Source organism: Sorangium sp. So ce394, from assembly GCF_051474665.1.
Classification (GTDB): domain Bacteria; phylum Myxococcota_A; class Polyangia; order Polyangiales; family Polyangiaceae; genus Sorangium; species Sorangium cellulosum_D.
In genome coordinates, this window is the sequence record NZ_CP150339.1 from 6,320,369 (window position 1) to 6,338,821 (window position 18,453).

At 73.1% G+C, this 18,453-nt stretch carries 17 protein-coding genes and 2 riboswitches; of the genes, 8 read left to right on the forward strand and 9 right to left on the reverse strand.

Features of this window, described 5'->3' with window-relative positions; genetic code table 11:
- Nucleotides 1-72 precede the first annotated feature (72 nt).
- On the reverse strand, nucleotides 73-1,272 hold the full coding sequence (locus WMF33_RS23185; RefSeq protein ID WP_437339159.1) for a hypothetical protein: 1,200 nt from the start codon (nucleotides 1,270-1,272) through the stop codon (nucleotides 73-75).
- 35 nt (nucleotides 1,273-1,307) lie between these two features.
- The gene (locus tag WMF33_RS23190; RefSeq protein ID WP_437339160.1) at nucleotides 1,308-3,080 is read right to left on the reverse strand and encodes a helix-turn-helix domain-containing protein; all 1,773 of its coding nucleotides are present in this window, start codon (nucleotides 3,078-3,080) and stop codon (nucleotides 1,308-1,310) included.
- A 122-nt stretch (nucleotides 3,081-3,202) separates the two neighbouring features.
- Between WMF33_RS23190 and WMF33_RS23195 the strand changes: the two genes are divergently transcribed.
- A complete protein-coding gene (locus WMF33_RS23195; RefSeq protein WP_437339161.1) occupies nucleotides 3,203-3,778 on the forward strand; it encodes a 2OG-Fe(II) oxygenase in 576 nt (191 codons plus the stop codon).
- Nucleotides 3,779-3,814: 36 nt separating this feature from the next.
- On the opposite strand, the gene WMF33_RS23200 is transcribed toward WMF33_RS23195, so the two are convergent.
- Nucleotides 3,815-4,675, reverse strand: coding sequence for an NAD-dependent protein deacetylase (locus tag WMF33_RS23200; RefSeq protein WP_437339162.1), 861 nt, complete (start codon nucleotides 4,673-4,675; stop codon nucleotides 3,815-3,817).
- A gap of 333 nt (nucleotides 4,676-5,008) precedes the next feature.
- On the opposite strand from WMF33_RS23200, the gene WMF33_RS23205 reads away from it, so the two are divergent.
- The gene (locus tag WMF33_RS23205; RefSeq protein ID WP_437339163.1) at nucleotides 5,009-5,584 is read left to right on the forward strand and encodes a hypothetical protein; all 576 of its coding nucleotides are present in this window, start codon (nucleotides 5,009-5,011) and stop codon (nucleotides 5,582-5,584) included.
- A 139-nt stretch (nucleotides 5,585-5,723) separates the two neighbouring features.
- Here the strand turns inward: WMF33_RS23205 and WMF33_RS23210 are convergent, their stop codons facing one another.
- A complete protein-coding gene (locus WMF33_RS23210) occupies nucleotides 5,724-6,080 on the reverse strand; it encodes a copper-binding protein (protein WP_437339164.1) in 357 nt (118 codons plus the stop codon).
- A complete protein-coding gene (locus WMF33_RS23215) occupies nucleotides 6,077-6,787 on the reverse strand; it encodes an SCO family protein (protein WP_437339165.1) in 711 nt (236 codons plus the stop codon). The genes WMF33_RS23210 and WMF33_RS23215 overlap by 4 nt, the downstream gene beginning before the upstream one ends.
- A gap of 247 nt (nucleotides 6,788-7,034) precedes the next feature.
- On the opposite strand from WMF33_RS23215, the gene WMF33_RS23220 reads away from it, so the two are divergent.
- From WMF33_RS23220 to WMF33_RS23245, 6 genes are all read left to right on the forward strand, one after another.
- Nucleotides 7,035-7,568, forward strand: a complete 534-nt coding sequence (locus tag WMF33_RS23220; protein ID WP_437339166.1) for a cytochrome c-type biogenesis protein — start codon at nucleotides 7,035-7,037, stop codon at nucleotides 7,566-7,568.
- A gap of 86 nt (nucleotides 7,569-7,654) precedes the next feature.
- A riboswitch (cobalamin riboswitch) is annotated at nucleotides 7,655-7,862 on the forward strand.
- Nucleotides 7,863-8,109: 247 nt separating this feature from the next.
- Nucleotides 8,110-9,516 carry a dockerin type I domain-containing protein gene (locus WMF33_RS23225; RefSeq protein ID WP_437339167.1) on the forward strand — a complete coding sequence of 469 codons (1,407 nt, stop codon included), beginning with the start codon at nucleotides 8,110-8,112 and terminating at the stop codon, nucleotides 9,514-9,516.
- 68 nt (nucleotides 9,517-9,584) lie between these two features.
- Complete coding sequence (locus WMF33_RS23230; protein ID WP_437339168.1) at nucleotides 9,585-10,586, forward strand: cell surface protein; 1,002 nt, start codon at nucleotides 9,585-9,587, stop codon at nucleotides 10,584-10,586.
- Between the two features lie 138 nt (nucleotides 10,587-10,724).
- Nucleotides 10,725-10,883 (forward strand): hypothetical protein, encoded by a 159-nt coding sequence (locus WMF33_RS23235; RefSeq protein ID WP_437339169.1) that lies wholly within the window; start codon nucleotides 10,725-10,727, stop codon nucleotides 10,881-10,883.
- Nucleotides 10,877-11,084: riboswitch (cobalamin riboswitch) on the forward strand. Its footprint overlaps the gene before it by 7 nt.
- A 255-nt stretch (nucleotides 11,085-11,339) precedes the next feature.
- On the forward strand, nucleotides 11,340-13,826 hold the full coding sequence (locus WMF33_RS23240; RefSeq protein WP_437339170.1) for a ribonucleoside-diphosphate reductase subunit alpha: 2,487 nt from the start codon (nucleotides 11,340-11,342) through the stop codon (nucleotides 13,824-13,826).
- A gap of 59 nt (nucleotides 13,827-13,885) precedes the next feature.
- On the forward strand, nucleotides 13,886-14,842 hold the full coding sequence (locus WMF33_RS23245) for a ribonucleotide-diphosphate reductase subunit beta (RefSeq protein WP_437339509.1): 957 nt from the start codon (nucleotides 13,886-13,888) through the stop codon (nucleotides 14,840-14,842).
- 135 nt (nucleotides 14,843-14,977) lie between these two features.
- Here WMF33_RS23245 and WMF33_RS23250 read toward each other — a convergent pair whose 3' ends face one another.
- The 4 genes from WMF33_RS23250 to WMF33_RS23265 are packed head-to-tail and all read right to left on the reverse strand — an operon-like array spanning nucleotide 14,978 to nucleotide 18,436.
- Complete coding sequence (locus WMF33_RS23250; RefSeq protein ID WP_437339171.1) at nucleotides 14,978-15,571, reverse strand: DUF7676 family protein; 594 nt, start codon at nucleotides 15,569-15,571, stop codon at nucleotides 14,978-14,980.
- 45 nt (nucleotides 15,572-15,616) lie between these two features.
- On the reverse strand, nucleotides 15,617-16,594 hold the full coding sequence (locus WMF33_RS23255; protein ID WP_437339172.1) for an ABC transporter substrate-binding protein: 978 nt from the start codon (nucleotides 16,592-16,594) through the stop codon (nucleotides 15,617-15,619).
- Nucleotides 16,591-17,382: an ABC transporter ATP-binding protein gene (locus WMF33_RS23260; protein WP_437339173.1), complete on the reverse strand. Its 792-nt coding sequence runs from the start codon at nucleotides 17,380-17,382 to the stop codon at nucleotides 16,591-16,593. Before WMF33_RS23260 ends, WMF33_RS23255 begins: the two co-directional genes overlap by 4 nt.
- The gene (locus tag WMF33_RS23265; RefSeq protein ID WP_437339174.1) at nucleotides 17,375-18,436 is read right to left on the reverse strand and encodes a FecCD family ABC transporter permease; all 1,062 of its coding nucleotides are present in this window, start codon (nucleotides 18,434-18,436) and stop codon (nucleotides 17,375-17,377) included. The genes WMF33_RS23260 and WMF33_RS23265 overlap by 8 nt, the downstream gene beginning before the upstream one ends.
- Between the last annotated feature and the right edge of the window lie 17 nt (nucleotides 18,437-18,453).

Genomic DNA, 18,453 nt, shown 5'->3' on the forward strand with positions numbered 1-18,453 from the left:
AGCACAAATCCGCGCGCCCGTTCGCCAGCGCGCGGCCGCGCTCTCGCACGACTCGCGACGCGCTCCCTCGCCTCACCCGAGCTCCGCCAGCGCCGCCCGGGATGCCCCCGCCTCCGGGTGGCGCAGGCGCTCCCGCAGCGCCGCCGCCTCGGTCAACAGCTCCCGGCCACGCGCGAGCTCCCCGCCGCGCGCCGCCGCAGCGCGCTCCCCGCCGCGCGCCGCCGCAGCGCGCTCCTCGCCGCGCGCCGCCGCCGCGCGCTCCTCGCCGCGCGCCGCCGCCGCGCGCGCCACGCCCGCCCAGTGCAGCGCGTCCGCCCTCGCCCACGCGTCCTCGCCCGCCCACGCCACCGCCGCGTCGGCCAGCGCCGCCGCGGACGTCGCCTCCCCCGCGCCGCGGGCCTGCGCGCACCGCGCGGCGACCACGGCGAGCCGCGCGCGGAACGGGCCGAACCCGCACGTCTCCGCCACGTGCAGCCCCTCCAGCGCCTGCCGCGCGCCCTCGTCGGGCCGCCCGGCCGCGAGCGCGAGCCGCGCCGCGAGCTCGTGGCACCGCAGCGCGACCTCCACCTCGCCCGTCGCCGCGGCCCAGCGCCGCGCCTCGACGAGGTGCGCCTCCGCCTGCGCGACGCGGCCGTCCACGCCTTCGCCGCCGCCGCCGCCGTCGAGCAGCGCGAGGCCGATCAGCGTGTGGCCGTGCGCCACGTGGCCCTCCCAGCCCCGCCGCCGGCACTCGGCGATGTTCCGCTCCGTGGCCTCGCGCGCCCTGTCCCGGCGCCCGAGCGCGAGGTCGTGCTCCGCCTCCCAGAGCGCGCGGCGCGCCACCGGCGCGTCGCCGAGCTCCCGCACCCTCGCGAAATGCTCGCCCGCCGCGTCGACCTCGCCGAGGTCGTGCAGCACCGCGGCGAGCAGCGCCGCGATGCGCACCGCCTGGCCGCTGTCCGAGGCGCGCACGCCGCTCGTCGCGCCGCGCCGATCGACCTCCGACGCGCGCTCGAGCAGGCGGCGCGCCTCGGTCAGGCGGCCCCGCAGCCGCTCCGTGTACGCCAGCGTGCGCAGGCCGGTCGAGAGCGGCGCCGGGTCCGCGAGCGCCCCGGCGATCTCGTTGTGCGCCGCGTAGCAGGCGCAGGCGAACGCGAGATCGCCGAGCGCGCCCGCGTAGAGGCCCGCGTCGTACGCGAGCGACGCGCGCACGCGCGCGGGCAGCGAGGCCGGCATGCCGCGGGGGTCGTCGCCGCCGGCGAACACGCGCAGGATGCGGGCGCCGCGGGCCATGTCGCCGAGCTTGAGCCCGAGGTGCGCGAAGCCGCCTAGCCCGAACGCGTAGATCTCGTAAGCCTCGCTCGCGCGCCCGGCGCCGAGCAGCTCGGCGATGATCGCCTCGTACGCGTCGACCGCCCGGCGCTCCGCGGCGCCCGGCGCGGGGCCTCGTCGAGGCGCGGCGGCGGCGCGGCGCTCCCCGCGGCGTGGATGCGATCCGGCGGCACGCCGAGCAGCGACTTGAAGTGCTGCCGCACGAAGGGGTGCGTCGAGTAGCCGAGGTCGCCCTGCCGCGCCGCGAACACGAGCCCCAGCCGCTCGAGCCGCGCGAGCCCGCGGGCGAGCTCCGCGGCGCCCCACCCCGCCATGGCGCCCGCGATCTCACCGCCGGCCCGGACCAGCTGGAGCAGCGCCGCCTCGCCCGCGCCGCCCGGGAACACCGAGAGGCGCGCGAGCAGGTCCCGCTCGCCCGGGGGCAGCGCGCGCGCGTAGGCCGAGAGCACCGAGCTCAGGCGGCGGGCGAGGACGTCGTCGCGCTCGGCCTCGGCGAGGTGCGCCGCGCCCGCCGCGGAGAGCCGGGCCGCGTCGCCGCCGAGGAACGCGCCCACGTAGGAGCCGACCACGGCGACCGAGAGCGCGTGGCCGCCGGTCTGCTCGAACAGCGCGCGGAGGGCGTCGCCCTCGCCGCGGATGCCCCAGCGGCGCAGGAGCGACGCGGCGTCGCCCTCGCCGAGCGGCTCCGGGCGGATCGTCGCGAGCCCGCCGTCGGCCCAGGCGGCGAGGTCCGCGAGCTCGAAGCGCGACGTGACGAGCGCGCGCGCGCCGCCGAGCCCCGCGGCGATCGCGCAGAGCAGCCGGCGGAGGAGCGCGTCGTGGAGCTCGCCGTGCGCGCGGCCGGCGCCCCCCTCGGCCTGCACGGTCTCGAGGCCGTCGAGCACGAGCAGGTGCGGCGGGCCCTGCCCCAGCGCTTCCTTGAGGCGCGCGAGCTGCTCGCCGGGCGCCGCCGGGGCCCGCGGCGCCGCCGCGCCGGGGCCCGGCGCGAAGTATGCCGCCGCCTGGTCGAGGAACGCCTCGGTCCTGGGGTCGTCGTAGAAGCTCCAGACGAGCACCCCGCCGGGGCGCGGGGCGTCGCCGAGCCCCTGGAGGAAGCGCTCGGCGATGGAGGTCTTGCCCGCGCCGCCGACGCCGAGGAGCGCGATCACCGGGGGCGACGGCGGCGAGGCGGCGGCCCACACGGCGAGCCGGTCGAGGATCTCGCCGCGCCCGACGAAGTGCCGGGCCCGCTGGAGCGTGTGCGCGTGCAGCGGGCGCCACGCCGGGGCGGCGCCCTGCGCGGCGGTGGGCGCGATGGGCGGGGCCTGCGCCTCGGCTGCGGCGGCTGCGCCGGCGGGCGCCTCCTCGGCCGTAGCGGGCGCCTCCTCGGCCCTGGCGGCCGCCTCCTCGGCCCTGGCGGTCGCGTCTCCGGCCCTGGCGGCCGCCTCCCCGGCCCCGGCCGGCGCCTCCCCCGCCCCGCTCGCCGCCGCGCCCTCCGCCGCCGGCGCTCCCACCGCCTCGACGACGAGCAGGTCCCCCTCGGCGAGGCCGAGCTCGGCGCCGAGCCGCTCGAGGATGCGCCGCCGTGACGGGCTCCGGACCGAGAAGCCGAGCCGCGGGTCGTTGACCGCGCCCGACTCGTAGCGGCGGTAGGTCCGCACGTCGACGCCGATCGACGCGGCGACCTGCTCCTGCGTCAGGTCGAGCTCGAGGCGCGCCCGCAGCAGGAGCGCGTGGTTGAAATGGACCGCGGGCTCCGCGCCTCGGCCCGCCCTGGGGACCTGTGCCATCGCTGCGCGCCCTCGATCATCGGCGATGCCGCGCCGTCCTGTCCACCGCGCTGCCCGGTCCTGCCCGGTCCTGCCCGGTCCCGTCCTTCCGGATCCGGTCCGCCGGGACGCATGGTCGACGCATGAGCACGATGCACGCCGAACGACCCGCCCAGCGAACCTCCTACACCGACGACCTCCGCATCTTCACCGTGACGGACCTCCTGTCGCCCGAGGAGTGCGACGGCTTCATCGCGCGCGCCGAGGCGCACGGCTTCGAGCAGGCGCCGATCGGGGGCGGCAGCGTCATCAACCTCGAGGTGCGCAACAACGGCCGTGTCATGCTGGACGATCCGGCGCTCGCGGCCCGCCTCTGGGAGCGGCTCGCGCCGTGGACCCCGCCGACCTGGGGCGCCGTCCGCGCGGTCGGGCTCAACGAGCGCTTCCGCTACTACCGGTACGCCGAGGGCGAGTACTTCAACTGGCACGGCGACGGGTCGTTCCCGCGATCGGAGATCGAGCGGAGCCTGTTCACCGCGATGATCTACCTGAACGACGACTTCGAGGGCGGCACGACCGACTTCTGGGGCGGCCAGAGCATCGTCCCGCGGCGCGGGATGGCGCTCGTGTTCGAGCACCGGCGGCTCCACCGGGGCGCCGCCGTGACGCGGGGGCGCAAGTACGTGCTCCGCACCGACGTGATGTACCGGCGCGGCTGACGTCCGGCGCGGCGCGCCCGGCCCCGCGCCGCGCCCTCATTGCGGCCGCGGCGCGCCGGCCAGCGCGTCGGCGAGGCGCGGCAGCACCTCGCCCGCCCGGGCCTCGACCTTGAGCGCGCCGAGCTCCTCGCCGCGCGCGGACCCCAGGTTGACCATCGCGATCGGGATGCCCCGCTGCGCGGCGCGCAGCACGAAGCGGTACCCCGAGAAGACCGCCAGCGAGGAGCCCACCACGAGGAGCGCCTCCGCCGCGTCGACCAGCGCGAACGCCGCGTCGACGACCGGCCGCGCCACGTTCTCGCCGAAGAAGACGACGCGCGGCTTGAGCGGCCCGTCGCAGCGCAGGCAGGGGGGCGTCTGGAAGCCGGCCACGTGCTCGGCGGGCAGGTCGGCGTCGCCGTCGGGCGCGACGTCGGCCGCGAGCCGCAGCCAGCCGGGGTTGCGAGCGAGGAGCCGCTGCTGGAGGGCGGCGCGCGGCTCCATCGCGCCGCACGCGAGGCACGCGACCTCGGCGAGCGTCCCGTGCAGCTCGATGACGCGGCGGCTGCCGGCGGCCTGGTGGAGGCCGTCGACGTTCTGCGTGATGAGGCCATCGATCAGCCCATCCTGCTCGAGCCGCGCGAGGGCGCGGTGCGCCGGGTTGGGCTCGGCCCGCGAGAACCGCTCCCAGCCGATCACGGCGCGCGCCCAGTAGCGCTGCCGGATCTCGGCCGAACTCGAGAACTCCCGCCCCTGGATCGGGTTGCGCGCGCGGCGCCGCGTCTCGGGACCGCGGTAGTCCGGGATGCCGGACTCGGTGCTGCACCCCGCCCCGGTCAGCGCCACGAGGCGCTTGCCGCGCAGGAGCGCGATGAGGTCGTCGACCGGATCCGCGAGGAGCGCGTGGCTGAGCGGCATGGGCCCCCGTTTGTGACCCGCCGCCGGATACGCCGCCAGCCGCCCGCGCGCCGGCGCGGCGGCGCATGCCGGCAGGCTCGGCGCCCTCGCCGCCGACATGGCCGGGCGCGGGCTGAAGGGCAAGGCGCGCACGCCGGCGAGCTCGCCGCGCCCTCCCCGACCCGCCGCTGGGACGGGGGCTCGGCCGCAGTAGCACGAATTTTCATATTCGTGCCACGAACGCACCCGCGGCGTGTTATGGGTCGCCGGCCTGCTCGGTTCTCCTGTCTTCGATCGGAGCCGGTCGGCTCGCGGTGGCGAAGGAGCCCTGCAGGCGAAGGAGCCCTCTAGGACATGGCGTCTCGACTCACTGGCGCGCTGTGCGCGACATTGGCTTTTGTGCTGCTGCTCGGTTGTGGTGACGACGATTCCGGCAAGGACGAGGTCGTCGCCGAGGAACCGAACCAGGGTGTCCCTTACCTCGGCGTGGACGGCGAGTTCACGTCGGACCCGCTGGCCCCGGAGTGCCCGGACGATCCGCGCAATCCGGGGCGCGTGGCCCTCAAGGAGATGAGAGAGATATCGTTCTACAGCGACCGAGAAGGCGAGATGCCGCTCGCCGAGGGATGCGCGTATTCCTACGAGGGCTTCGCGCCGGATCCCCACTACTTCCCGGAGTCCCCGGAGTCGGTGTGGCTAAAGTTCGCGCTCACCGCCGGCGGGGCCGGCTGCGAGGCGTTCCACTACGTGATCATGCGCCCGCCGCATGGCGAGGGCGCCGCCAAGCACATGCACCTGCGGTACGGAGACGCCGGGTCGAGCTTCGCCGAGCTGCTCGACATGAGCCAAGGCGACGAGCAGGACGCAGACCCGTGCAACCCCTGGTGGAGCGCGTACTGCTCGGCCGGGATCGAGGGTTGCGGAGGATGAGCCTGGGTGAAGATCGGCGGCAGATCCGGCCGCCTCGGGCTCGGCCTTGCGCTCCCTGAACGAGCGCGGATACGGGATCGTGTCGCTGGCACGACGTTCTTCTCTCGTGGCAGACGTTCATCAGCACGGCTCGCCATGATCAACGCGGGTGGGAGCTTCGTTCGACCCGTGTAAGGACGCGGCGCGCGTCCTCCGTCTCGTAGAAGTCGAAGGCGATGCGATCGCCGACCTCGATGCCGTCGAGCTGTGACGGGCTCTGGGGCTCGAACGACATCGTCATCGCGCTCATGTAGCCCGGGATGTCGTCGTGCGCGATGTTGACGTAGGCGCGCCCCGGGCCGAGCGAACGGACAGCGCCCGTCGCGTGTTGGACGCGCGGAGCGGCGGTGGACGCCTTCGCGCACGAGAGCGTGAGGCTCGTCGCGAGCGACGCCCCGAGCAGCAGGGATCGCGCGAGATGCGCGGCGCGGAGGCGAGAGCGCATCGATCGATTCATGTCAGCTCCTTCGAGGCCAGTCGCTCCGCGTCGCGGACGAGCTCGTTCATTCGTTCTTCATCGCCGATCTGGTAATAGCCACGGATACGGCCCTGCCCATCGACAAGGACGAACCATTCCCCGTGCATGATCGCGCCGAGCCCGGCCGACGGGTCGGCTCGCTCGAAGCGCACCTTGAACCCCTTCACCACGACGCGGTTCAGCTCCTCGCTCCGGCCGGAGAGGAACGACCAGGCGCCGCGGCCGCTGCTGTAGCGCGCCGCGTACGAGCGCAGCACGTCGGGTGTATCGTTCTCCGGGTCCAGCGTGATCGAGATGAGGTGGATGGGGAGCGCCTGTCCGCGCGCCTCGCCGCGCTGGGCCAGCCGCTCCTGGAACGCCGCCATCTGCGCCGAGAGCCTCGGGCACGACACGGGACAGCTCGCATAGAAGAAGTCGACGATCAGCGTCTGCCCGCGGAGCGACTCCCGCGTGACGGGGCGGCCGTCCTGGTCCGTCATCGAGAACGCCGGCATCTCGCCGAGCACGGGCGGCGAGGCGGGCGCCTCGCGCGCGCGCGACACCGCGCCGAAGACGGCGAGCCCCGCGAGCGCAGAGACCCAGAGCCCGATCCGCACCGGCCGGAGCCGCCCGCGCCGGCGGGCCGGCGCTCCGTCGCCGGCCGAGGAGGACCCAGGAGACGTGGAGCAGAGAACCTCGTTTGGCATGCGCGCGACATTAGGAGTTGCAAGGAGGCGCGGGCAATGCGTCACGGTGTCGCATCCCCTCGAACGATGCAGCGATATCGCGGCCTTTGGCGAGCCCGTGGCGGCGCTGGGATGAGCGCGACATCGTGTCGCAGGGCCCTTGCGGCCGGTCGCGCTAGCCTGTCTCACCATGATCCAGCGAGAGCGCGGCGCGTCCGCGGATGACCCGGCCCGTTCCCCGCACGGCGCACGCGCAGTGAGCTCGCCCGTGCGTCTCCGGCTTCTGCGGAGCTCACGCTGGCGCCGCGCGGCGGCGCTGGCCGCCGCCATCGCGGGCGTCGCGCTCAGCGGCAGGGCCGAGCCGGCGACGCCCAGCGAGGCCGCGACCGAGCTCGTCGACTCGGCGCCCGCGCCCGGCGAGAAGGCGCTCGCGGCGCGCCTGCTCGCGCCTTGTTGCTGGAATCAGACGCTCGATGTGCACGAATCCCCGGTGGCGAGCGATCTTCGTCGCGAGATCCGCGCCCGCCTCCGCCGGGGAGAGGCCGCCGACGCGATCGAACAGGACCTCGTCGTTCGTTATGGCGACCGCCTCCGCGCGGCGCCTTCGTCCGGCGTCCTCGGCAAGGTCGCGCTGGCATTGATGCTGGGCATCGCGGCGACCTTCCTCGGGGTCTTCGCCCTGCTGCGCTCGTGGAGGCGCGGCGCCGCGCAGCCAACCCCGCCGAGCGGCGCCGCCGCGGGGGCCGTTCGCGACGAGTATGACGAGCGCCTCGACGACGAGCTCCGGGCGCGCGACGCGTGAGCACGCCCCCGCTGGTAAGGCGGTAGTCGCTCCCCTCGTCCGGCTTCCTCCGCGACATCTCGCTTGACCTGCGCGCCGCACCGCAATATGTAGCGCCTCGTGTTGGTGCCCTTGGCTTCGGCCCAGGGCTCAAAAGGGAACCCGGTGCGAATCCGGGGCTGCCCCGCAGCGGTAAGCGAGAACGATCTCCACGACGCGCACTGGCCCTCGGGCTGGGAAGCGGTGGACCGTAGGAACCCGGCGAGAGCCGGAGCGCTCGCGAGCCCGAAGACCTGCCAACATCCTGCGTCGGGGAGACATCCCGCGCCGGTTTGACCTGGAAGCCTCGAGGGAGGCGGGGAGGTCCGAGCTGGCGCTGACGCACGCGCCGTCCCGGTTCCGATCCGTCCCCCGAGCTTTCTTTCGCAATCGCCCGCGGGGGCGAAGGGTCGGTCCGATGATCATCTCCCAAGGTTCAGCGCCGCCGCGCGTCGCGGCTGGCTCTGCGCGCATTTCTGCATCTTCTGTCGCCGCAGCGCTCCTCCTGCTCTCGCCGCCGGCCTTGGCGGACGCCTTCGACGAGTACGCGGGGAACACGTCGTATACATTCGACCTACCCGCCATCGCCGACGGGTGGTCCATAGCCCTGGACGGGTTCCCGACGACATCCGAGGAGATCGATGGATACGAGCTGGCCGGGCGGCTCCTCGTCGCCAACGATCAGACCTTGTACCTCCAGAAAAACTATGGCTCGAGCGTCTACGTGCCCGTCGCGACGCTGAGCGACGGGCCGATGGATCCGAGCTTCCTCGCCATCTCGCCGGACGGCAGCACGATCGCGCTCGGCGTCGGCTACGGGGCGCCGCTGCTCGTGTTCCCGAGCTCGATCCTCAGCGTCACCTCGCCGCCCGACCTGCTCGGCCACGGGGACGTGATCGAGCTCGACGTCAACTACTACGACGGGGCCTGGTACGGTAACGACACGCTCGTCATCAACGGCGGCTGGAGCGGGCCGAGCGGCTACACGAGCGGCGTCTACGCCCTCGATCTGACCGCGCCGCAGATCGCGGAGATCCCGCTGATCACGAGCATCCCGGGCGCCTCCGGGGGGATCGCGGTGGACTCCGCGGGCAACCTCGTCACCGGGATCGGCTATCAGACCTCGCCCAACCGGACCGGCGAGCTCAGGATCTGGGCGGCGGCCGACATCCAGGACGTCATCGACGGCACGGCGAGCGCGTACGTCTACGGCGGCAGCGAGGGCTCGCTCCTGGCGAGCAACGTGCTGAACGCGGCGGCGCTCGGCTTCGACGGGGACGGCGCCCTGCACGTGGGCGGCGGGGACGCATTCGGCGTCGGCGGCACGAGCGAGAATGGCTATGCCGCGCTCATCCGCGCCAGCGTGGTCGCGAGCGTCGTCGGGGGCAGCCAGACGCCGGTGAACGAGGGGAGCTCGTCGCAGTACCTCGAGCTGACGCCTGATGCGTGCGAGGACGACAACGCGACGTCGCCCATCGCGTTCGTCGGCCACACGAGCGCCCTGGCGATCGCCTGGAACCCGTCGGGCGACGAGTACTCGTCCCCCGCGGGGCAGTGCTACTCGGCCGGGAGCGCCTCGGATTTCTGGGAGATCGGGGTGACGCCGAAGGTGACGCTCTATTTCCCCGACGGCGCGCCGGACGCCGACAGCGACGGCGTGCCGGACGGCGCGGACAACGCGTATCTCACGGCGAACGCGGACCAGCGAGACACCGACGGCGACGGCTTCGGGAACATCGCGGACGCGGATCTCGACAATGACGGCGACGTGGACACCGCAGATTACAACATCCTGGCGGCGTCGTGGAGCACCCAGCGGGGCAACCCCGGGTACAACCAGCACGCCGACTTCAATGGAGATGGGAGCATCAACGCTGCCGACTACAACATTCACCTCGCGCGGTACGGGACGTCGGCGCCGTTCTACTGATCAGCACGCGGGCCGCGCGCCGCGCCGGGTCCGTTCCGGCGCGGTGCGCGCCCGCCTTCGGAGGTCTCATGATTTCTCGTATCGCGCGCGCGAGCGTGCTTCTGTCGGTGCTCACGATCATCGCCTGTTCCTCCGAGGACGCGCCGCCCGGGAGCGGCTCCGGGGGGATGGGAGGAACGGCGGCGCAGGGCGCCGGCGGCGCGGCCGGTCAGGGCGGTGCCACGGGATCGGGCGGCGGGCCAACCACGTCGTCGAGCGACGCCGGGAGCGGCGCGGGAGGCGCAGGGGGGGCCGGCGGCGGCGGCGCGGGCGGCGGCGGCGGCGGTGCCGCGGGCGGCGGCGGCGCGGGCGGCGCCGGCGGCGGTGCTGCGGGCGGCGGCGGTTCGGCCGATGGCGGCAGTGGTGGCGCGGGCGGCGGCGGCGGCGGCGGCTCGGCCGGCGGCGGCGGCGGCGGCGCCGGCGCGGGCGGCGGCGGCGGCGGCGCGGGCGGCGTCGTCGAGGACTGCACGGGCGCGGAGACGGTGTTCGCCTCCGAGGTGGTAAGCCACCTCTTCGGAACGGGTCAGAGCTATGGACAGGACAGGTTCCCGGACGTCGCGTTCGGTCCTCCCAAGGGCGGAGGTTGCTGCAGGGGCTCGACCGACGTGGTGTCCCTCGGCAACGGCGGCACCGTCACCTTCGGCTTCTCGGGCAATCTCATCGTCGATGGGCCAGGCCCGGACTTCATCGTCTTCGAGAACGCCTTCGAGACCAGCCCGACCGCCGTGTTCGCCGAGCTCGCGACCGTCGAGGTGAGCCAGGACGGCGTCGACTGGCTCGCCTTCCCGTGCACCGCCACGGAGGCCCCCTACGGCTCCTGCGCCGGCTGGCGCCCCGTGCTGGCGAACCCCGACACGAACATCCTCGATCCAACCGACCCCGAAGTCGCGGGCGGCGACGCCTTCGACCTCGCCGATCTCGATCTCAGCTTCGCGCGCTACGTGCGAATCACCGATCGGCCGGATTTGACCGGCGCGACGGGCGTCTTCGATCTCGACGCCGTGGCGATCGCCAACGCATCCTGCCCGTAGAGCGACCATCGGGTCGAAACCGGCTGAAAAGCGCAGAACTTCGAGCCGCCAAGCCACCAAGAACGCCAAGAACAGAATTCCATCTTGGCGCCCTTGGTGGCTTGGCGGTTCAATTCTCAGTTGTTCAAGGTAATCGGTATGATTGGTGTGATCGGTGTGATCGGTGTGATCGGCGCGACCGATGTGACCGTCGAGCGCGAGCGCATCGGTCGTTGGACAGCGATCGCGCGACATCCGTCCGCTCGCCCGACACCCCCAACATATCGCTTGACCGGAGCCCCGCACCGCAATATGTAGTGCCTCGTGTTGGTGCCTCGGGCTTCGGCCCGGGGCTCAAAAGGGAACCCGGTGCGAATCCGGGGCTGCCCCGCAGCGGTAAGCGAGAACGATCTCCACGACGCGCACTGGCCTCCGGGCTGGGAAGCGGTGGACCGTAGGAAGCCGGCGAGAGCCGGAGCGCTCGCGAGCCCGAAGACCTGCCAACATCCTGCGTCGGGGAGACATCCCGCGCCGGTTTGACCTGGAAGCCTCGAGGGAGGCGGGGAGGTCCGAGCTGGCGCGGATTCTCGCGCTCGTCCCGGTTCCGACCCCCTCCCGCGTTGTCTTCCTTTCGCCCGCGGGGGCGAGCGGTCGGTCCGAGGGCTCTCCAGGAGAGCCTGCGCGCTCGCGCGCATCGGCTGGCCTCTTCGCTCTCGCGGTTTCGACGCGAGCGGTCCGGGACCGCTCCGAACGAAGCACGACGAGGAGAATGCCATGCTGAGCGACACCATGACGAGGAGCAACGGCGCGGCGCCGTTGCGGGCGCCCCACACGAGGAGCCGAAGCGCGGAGGAGGCGCTCCCGCACACGACGATGCGGGTGACGAAGCGCAACGGGTCGAGCGAGCCCGTCGACGTCAACAAGATCGTCCGGGCCGTGAGCCGCTGCTGCGCGGCGCTGTCCGACGTGGACGCGCTCCGCGTCGCCACAAAGACCATCAGCGGCCTCTACGACGGCGCGACGACGCGCGAGCTCGACAAGCTCTCCATCCAGACCGCGGCGTCGCTCATCGCGGAGGAGCCCCAGTATGCGAAGCTCGCAGCGCGCCTGCTCGCCACCTACATCGACAAGGAGGTCCGCAACCAGGAGATCCACGCCTTCTCCCAGTCCGTCGCCGTCGGGCGGCGGCTCGGCCTCATCAACGAGCGGCTCCACGGCTTCGTGGCGCAGAACGCCCGCAAGCTGAACGACGCGATCGAGCCGGAGCGGGATCGCGAGCTCGAGTATTTCGGGCTGCGGACCCTCTACGATCGCTACCTCCTCAAGCACCCCGAGACGCGCCTCGTCATCGAGACGCCGCAGCAGTTCTTCCTGCGCGTCGCCTGCGCGCTGTCCGAGACGGCGGCGCAGGCCATCGAGCTTTATCAGACCTTCTCCTCGCTCGACTACCTCCCGAGCTCGCCCACGCTGTTCAACGCCGGGACGGCCCACGAGCAGCTCTCGAGCTGCTTCCTCCTCGACTCGCCCGAGGACCACCTCGAGACCATCTACCAGCGCTACACCGACGTCGCGATGCTCTCGAAGTTCTCGGGGGGTATCGGGCTCGCCTATCACCGCGTGCGGTCCCGCGGCTCGCTCATCGAGAGCACCAACGGGCACTCGAGCGGCATCGTGCCGTGGCTCAAGACGCTCGACGCGTCGGTGGCGGCCGTGAACCAGGGCGGCAAGCGCAAGGGCGCCTGCTGCGTGTACCTCGAGCCGTGGCACGCCGACGTCGAGGAGTTCCTCGCGCTGCGCGACAATACGGGCGACGAGGCCGCGCGCACGCACAACCTGAACCTCGCCAACTGGGTCCCGGACCTGTTCATGAAGAGGGTCGAGGCGGACGGCGAATGGAGCCTGTTCGATCCCAAGGACGTGCGCGATCTGCCCGATCTCTACGGCGACGAGTTCGAGCGCCGCTATACCGAGGCCGAGGGGGCGGGCCTCGCCAAGAAGACGATGAAGGCGCGCGAGCTCTACGCGCGCATGATGCGCACGCTCGCGCAGACCGGCAACGGCTGGATGACGTTCAAGGACAAGGCGAACCGCGCCTGCAACCAGGCGGCGCTGCCGGGCCGGATCGTGCACCTCTCGAACCTCTGCACCGAGATCGTGGAGGTGACCTCGAAGGAGGAGACGGCCGTCTGCAATCTCGGCTCGATCAACCTCGCGCGCCACACGGTCGCGCGCGCGGACGGCACCGTGGCCTTCGATTTCGACAAGCTCGCGTGCACGGTGCGGACGGCGATCCGCCAGCTCGACCGCGTCATCGACCTCAACTACTACCCCATCGCCTCGACGAGGCGCTCGAATCTCCGCTGGCGGCCCGTGGGGCTCGGGCTCATGGGCTTGCAGGACGTGTTCTTCCAGATGCGCCTGCCCTTCGACGCCGAGGCCGCGCGGGAGCTCTCGAGGCGGATCTCCGAGGAGGTGTATTACCACGCGCTCTCGACGTCCGCGGACCTCGCCGCCGAGAAGGGGCGCCACCCGGCCTTCGACGAGACGCGCGCGGCGCGCGGCGAGCTCCAGTTCGACGCGTGGGGCGTCGCGCCGGACGACGCGGCGCGCTGGGAGGCGCTCCGCGCCCGCATCCGCGCCGAAGGGCTGCGGAACTCGCTGCTCGTCGCGATCGCGCCGACCGCCACGATCGCGTCGATCGCCGGCTGCTATGAGTGCATCGAACCGCAGGTGTCGAACCTGTTCAAGCGCGAGACGCTGTCCGGGGACTTCCTGCAGGTGAACCGTTATCTCGTCGCGGAGCTCAAGCGGCGCGGCGCCTGGAACGACGCGGTGCGCGCCCGGCTCAAGCTCGCGGAGGGCTCGGTCCAGGGCATCGAGGAGCTGCCCGAGGAGGTCCGCGCCGTGTACCGGACGGCGTGGGAGATCCCGATGCGGTCGCTCATCGACATGGCCGCGGATCGCGGCGCCTTCATCGACCAGAGCCAGTCGCTGAACCTGTTCGTCGAGAACCCGACCATCGGCCAGCTCTCGAGCATGTATTTCCACGCATGGAAGAAGGGGCTCAAGACGACCTATTACCTGCGATCTCGCCCCGCGACGCGCATCGCCAAGGCCACCGTGGGTGCGGCTCCGGACGGGATGTCCGCGGGCGACGCCGGGCCCCCCGAGGGCCGCGGATGGACGCCCGCGCCGGCGAAGGCGGCCGCGGACGTGGCGTGCGCGCTCGAGAACCCCGAGGCGTGCGAGGCCTGCCAGTGAGCCGCGCGAGCCGCCCCGCGCGCCTGCTCGATCCGGGCCTCTGCCTCACGCTGCGCCCGATGGCCTACCCGGCCTTCTTCGAGATGTACCGCGCCGCCATCAAAAACACGTGGACGGTCGAGGAGGTCGATTTCTCGACGGACGTCGGCGACCTGAGGAGGATGTCCTCCGCGGAGCGCCACCTCGTGCAGCGCCTCGTCGCGTTCTTCGCCACGGGAGACTCCATCGTGGCGAACAACCTCGTGCTCAACCTGTACAGGCACATTAACGCCCCGGAGGCGCGGATGTACCTGTCGCGGCAGCTCTATGAAGAGGCGCTGCACGTCCAGTTCTACCTGACGCTCCTCGACACGTACATCCCCGATCCGGAGGAGCGCCACCGCGCCTTCGCCGCCGTCGAGAGCATCCCGTCGATCCGGAAGAAGGCCGACTTCTGCATGCGCTGGCTCGACTCCGTCCAGTCGCTGGATCGGCTGGAGTCACGCTCCGAGAGACGCCAGTTCCTCCTGAACCTCGTCTGCTTCGCCGCGTGCGTCGAGGGGCTCTTCTTCTTCGGCGCGTTCGCGTACGTGTACTTCCTGCGCTCGCGCGGCCTGCTGCACGGGCTCGCCGCGGGGACGAGCTGGGTGTTCCGCGACGAGAGCGCGCACATGCGCTTCGCCTTCGAGGTCGTGAGCACGGTGCGGCGCGAGGAGCCCGAGCTCTTCGACGCCGGCCTCTCGCGGTCGATCCTCGACATGATGGACGAGGCGATCGACTGCGAGGCCCAGTTCGCGGAGGATCTGCTCGGCGCCGGCGTCGCGGGCCTGTCGGCGCGCGACGTGCGCGGCTACCTCGAGTTCTGCGCGGACCAGCGGCTCGTCACGCTCGGCATACCGAGGCGCTACGGGGCGAAGAACCCGCTGTCCTTCATGGATCTGCAGGACGTCCAGGAGGTCACGAACTTCTTCGAGCGCCGTGTCTCGGCGTATCAGGTCGGCGTCGCCGGCGAGGTCGTCCTCGACGCCTCCTTCTGACGTCGAGCGGACCGCGCGCCGCCGCTGCGACGGGGCGGAGGGATCCGGCCAAGGCGCTCGAGCGGATCAACCGCCTCGTGCGGGGGAGATGGCCTGCCTCCGGCTCGCGCCGGGACGATGCTCTGCGGAGGCGCCTTATCCGCACATCTGGGGACGCCGAGCGTCGTCCACCGGCGCGGGCTCGGGCGGCACGCCCGCGAAGCGCGCGCGCAGGTCCATCCAGAGCGCGAGCCTCGACCAGTCCGGCTCCTTGACGGGCTTCGTCCGCTCCGGGTTGAGCCACGGGTTCGGGAAGAACACCGTCATCATCTGCTCATTCCGGCCGTTCCAGAGCCTCAATCCCCAGCTCCTCGGTCGCCCGCTCGCGTCGAGGTCGCGGTAGAACGCGGCGCGCGCGCACTGCCGCCACCGCGCGAGCTCAGGAGGCGTGGGCCGCGCCTTCGTCCCCTTGTGGGCTCCGACGCAGAGGTGGAAATGCCACGCGCCCGGCTCATCCGGCCCGATCGTGAAGTAGCCGTCGAGGTATCCGACCCGCGGCTTGCTCGCGAAGCGCAGCTCGAACACGGCGCCCTGGAGGCACGGGCCGAAATCGATGGCGTTCCAGTGGTCCTCGAACAGCGCGCGCACCAGCGCGCGGTACGTCTCTTCCGCTCTCGGCACGTCGAAATACTCCGTCGTCGTCCCGTCGAGGTTGCGCTCGGTCGAGCGTTCAGTCGCGTCGTCGCCCATCGTCTCTGTTCTCCATCTCCGCAGGTCGGCAGGGTTGCACACGAGCTACTCGCCGCCGGCGCGCGCTGCGTCCGGGGCAGGGGGAGCGCCATAGACGGCGCGTCGAACGGCGCGAGCGGCGTCGACCATCGCCGGCCCTGGATCGCCGAGGAGCGCGTCGTCCAGCTCGACGACGCCTCCGGCCGCGCTGCAGGCGCGGAGCCGGTCGAGGCCAGCCTGTCCGCACAGGGTCGCTCGCATTCCTGCATTCGTCACGAGGACATCGGGGTCGAGCGCGAGGACCTCCTCCGCCGTGTACTCCGGCCAGTCGCAGTGCGCGCCGGCGGCCGCGTCGGAGAGCCCCGCCGACACGAGGACGTCATGGTAGCTCGTGCCCGCGGTGCCGCCGAAGAGCCGGCCGCCGTAGCCGCTCACGTACATGCCACGACGGCGCCGTGGAGGCTCGATGTCGGCGGCGACCGACGCCATGCCCTCCGCGAGCGCCGTCGCGAGCCACCGGCCGCGCTCCGGGTGACCGACCAGCGCGGCGACCTCGCGCACGTTCGGCAGCAGCGTCGCGAGCCCGCGCATCGGGCCGAGATCGTAGACGGTCAGGCCCGCCTCGCGCAGGCGCGCGATGCGGCGCGGATCCCCGTAACCATTGAGGAGGACGAGATCGGGCCGCAACGCGAGGAGCGCCTCGATATCGGCGATGTCCTCGAGGAGGGCCTTGCCCGCGTAGCGATAGCCGCGCGGCGAGCGGCGCGCTCCGTACCCGGTGAGCGCGACGATGCGATCGGGCTCGCAGAGCTCGAGGAGCAGCGCGTCCGCGACCGTGCTCGCCGACGCGATCCGGCGGAAGTCGCGGAGCGCGACGGCGGCTCCCGTGTGGTCCTCGAGAGCGGCCGGGCGCTCGTCCGCGGCGGCGCCCTCCCGTCCGGGAGCCGGCCGCTGGTCGGAGGCGCGCGGCAGCGCGGCCGCGGCCACCGACAGCGCGAGCGCGCCGGTGAGCGCGCCGTAGTTGATCCAGGCGAGCGCGCTCATGAAGTCGCTCCCTCGCAGCGGGGCTCGTCCTCCATGGGCAGCCGGAAGCCGAGCGCGCCGCCGGGGACGAGCCGCACGCCGTAGATCGACTCCACGACGCCCGGCTTGACGACGTCACGCGTCGCCCCCTGCTGGCGGAGCCGCCCGCGCTCGATGAGCACGGCGCTGTCGGTCCAGTCGAGCGCCTCCGCGAGGGGATGGAGTACAACGACGACGCAGTACCCGTCGGCCGCGAGACGCTGGAACAGCGCGTAAAGGCGAAGGGCGTGCCCGACGTCGAGCGCCGAGGTGGGCTCGTCGAGCAGGAGGATCCTGGCCTCGGTCGCGATCGCCCGCGCGAGGAGCGCGCGCTGCCGCTCGCCCTGCGACAGCGTGGGAAAGGGCCGGGAGGCGAGCGGCGCGGTGTCCGTCAGCCGCAAGGCGCGCTCGACCGCCTGCTCGTCGGCTGCGGTAGCGCGCACGCGCCCGACGTGGTGCGCATACCGGCCCTGCGCGACGACGCTCTCGACCGTGAGCGCGGAGCGGAGCTCGGACTGCTGGGGGACGTACGCCGCGAGCCGGGCTCGCTCATGCGCGCGGAGATCGCGCGCGCCACGCGCGTTCAGCCGGATGTCCCCGTCGAAGGGCACGACGCCGGCGAGCGCCTTGAGGAGGGAGGACTTGCCCGCCCCGTTCGGCCCGAGCACGGCGAGCACGCCGCCGAAGGGCGCCGTGAACGACACGTCGTCGACGACGACCCGCCCCCCGCGACGGACGCGCAGCCCGGATACGCCGACGGCTTCAGGCACGCTCCGCCTCCCGCTGCGAGCGCGCGAGCAGCACCAAAAACGCCGGCGCGCCGATGAGCCCGGTGATGACGCCGAGCGGCACCTCCCCGCGCGCGGGCAAGAGGCGCGCGGCGAGATCGCACGCGGCGACGAAGACGGCGCCGCCCAGCGCCGCGACGGGGATCAAGCGCCGATGGTCGACGCCCAGCAGCGGCCTCAGCGCGTGCGGCACGAGCAGCCCCACGAAGGCGACGTTGCCCCCGAGCGCGACCGCGCCGGCGGTGAGCACCGCGATCCAGAGGATGCATAAGCGGCGCACCAGGGGCACGTCCACGCCCAGCGAGGCCGCTTCCTCCTCCCCGGAGAGGAGCAGATCGAGGGGCTTTCCCCAGAACCACGCGGCCACGACGCCGGTGAGCACGAGCGGCGCGGCGAGTCCGACGTGCCGTGGGCTCGTGCCCGACAGGCCGCCGAGCGCGAAGGCGACGACGGCGCGGCCGAGCTCCCATCGCTCCTGCGCGAGGCTCGTGGCGAGGCTCCCGAGGCTGAGGAACAGCGAGGAGAGGAGGAACCCGACGAGGAGGATGCTCAGGAGATCTCCCGGCGCGCGCACCAGCACGAGCACGAGCCCCAGGCTGACGATCGCCCCGGCGAGGCACCCGGCCGGGAGCACCATCTCCGGCGGTAGCCCGCGGATCCCGCGCTCGGCGACGGCGAGCTCCACGACGAGGAGGGCGATCTTGCCGCCCAGCGCCGCGCCCGCGGTCGTGCCGAGCACCGAGGGCTCGGCGAGCGGGTTCCGGAAGAGGCCCTGCACCACGACGCCCCCGACCGCGAGCGCGGCGCCGACGAGCAGCGCCGCCCCGAGGCGCGCGGCGCGCAGCGTCAGCAGGGTCGCCCGCAGGCTCGCGTCGGAGAGGCTCGCCGCGCCGAGCGCGAGCGAGGCCGCGACGACCGCCGCGAGCAGGGCGAGCAGGACCGCGTACGCGACGAGCGCGCGGCGTCCCGGACGCGGCGTCGCCGGCTCGTCCAGCGCGCGCGGGGCGCCCTCGGCGCCGACTCCCTGGATGGTCATCTCACCCGCCCTCGCCC

Excerpts from the sequence above, each read along its gene's own strand:
- WMF33_RS23215 (WP_437339165.1), bottom strand. The coding sequence starts at position 6,787 with ATGCCAAACGAGGTTCTCTGCTCCACGTCTCCTGGGTCCTCCTCGGCC.
- WMF33_RS23245 (WP_437339509.1), top strand. The coding sequence starts at position 13,886 with ATGGCCTACCCGGCCTTCTTCGAGATGTACCGCGCCGCCATCAAAAAC.
- WMF33_RS23265 (WP_437339174.1), bottom strand. The coding sequence starts at position 18,436 with ATGACCATCCAGGGAGTCGGCGCCGAGGGCGCCCCGCGCGCGCTGGAC.
- WMF33_RS23240 (WP_437339170.1), top strand. The coding sequence starts at position 11,340 with ATGCTGAGCGACACCATGACGAGGAGCAACGGCGCGGCGCCGTTGCGG.
- WMF33_RS23210 (WP_437339164.1), bottom strand. The coding sequence starts at position 6,080 with ATGAATCGATCGATGCGCTCTCGCCTCCGCGCCGCGCATCTCGCGCGA.
- WMF33_RS23185 (WP_437339159.1), bottom strand. The coding sequence starts at position 1,272 with ATGGCCCGCGGCGCCCGCATCCTGCGCGTGTTCGCCGGCGGCGACGAC.
- WMF33_RS23195 (WP_437339161.1), top strand. The coding sequence starts at position 3,203 with ATGAGCACGATGCACGCCGAACGACCCGCCCAGCGAACCTCCTACACC.
- WMF33_RS23255 (WP_437339172.1), bottom strand. The coding sequence starts at position 16,594 with ATGAGCGCGCTCGCCTGGATCAACTACGGCGCGCTCACCGGCGCGCTC.
- WMF33_RS23235 (WP_437339169.1), top strand. The coding sequence starts at position 10,725 with ATGATTGGTGTGATCGGTGTGATCGGTGTGATCGGCGCGACCGATGTG.
- WMF33_RS23205 (WP_437339163.1), top strand. The coding sequence starts at position 5,009 with ATGGCGTCTCGACTCACTGGCGCGCTGTGCGCGACATTGGCTTTTGTG.
- WMF33_RS23230 (WP_437339168.1), top strand. The coding sequence starts at position 9,585 with ATGATTTCTCGTATCGCGCGCGCGAGCGTGCTTCTGTCGGTGCTCACG.
- WMF33_RS23250 (WP_437339171.1), bottom strand. The coding sequence starts at position 15,571 with ATGGGCGACGACGCGACTGAACGCTCGACCGAGCGCAACCTCGACGGG.
- WMF33_RS23190 (WP_437339160.1), bottom strand. The coding sequence starts at position 3,080 with ATGGCACAGGTCCCCAGGGCGGGCCGAGGCGCGGAGCCCGCGGTCCAT.
- WMF33_RS23200 (WP_437339162.1), bottom strand. The coding sequence starts at position 4,675 with ATGCCGCTCAGCCACGCGCTCCTCGCGGATCCGGTCGACGACCTCATC.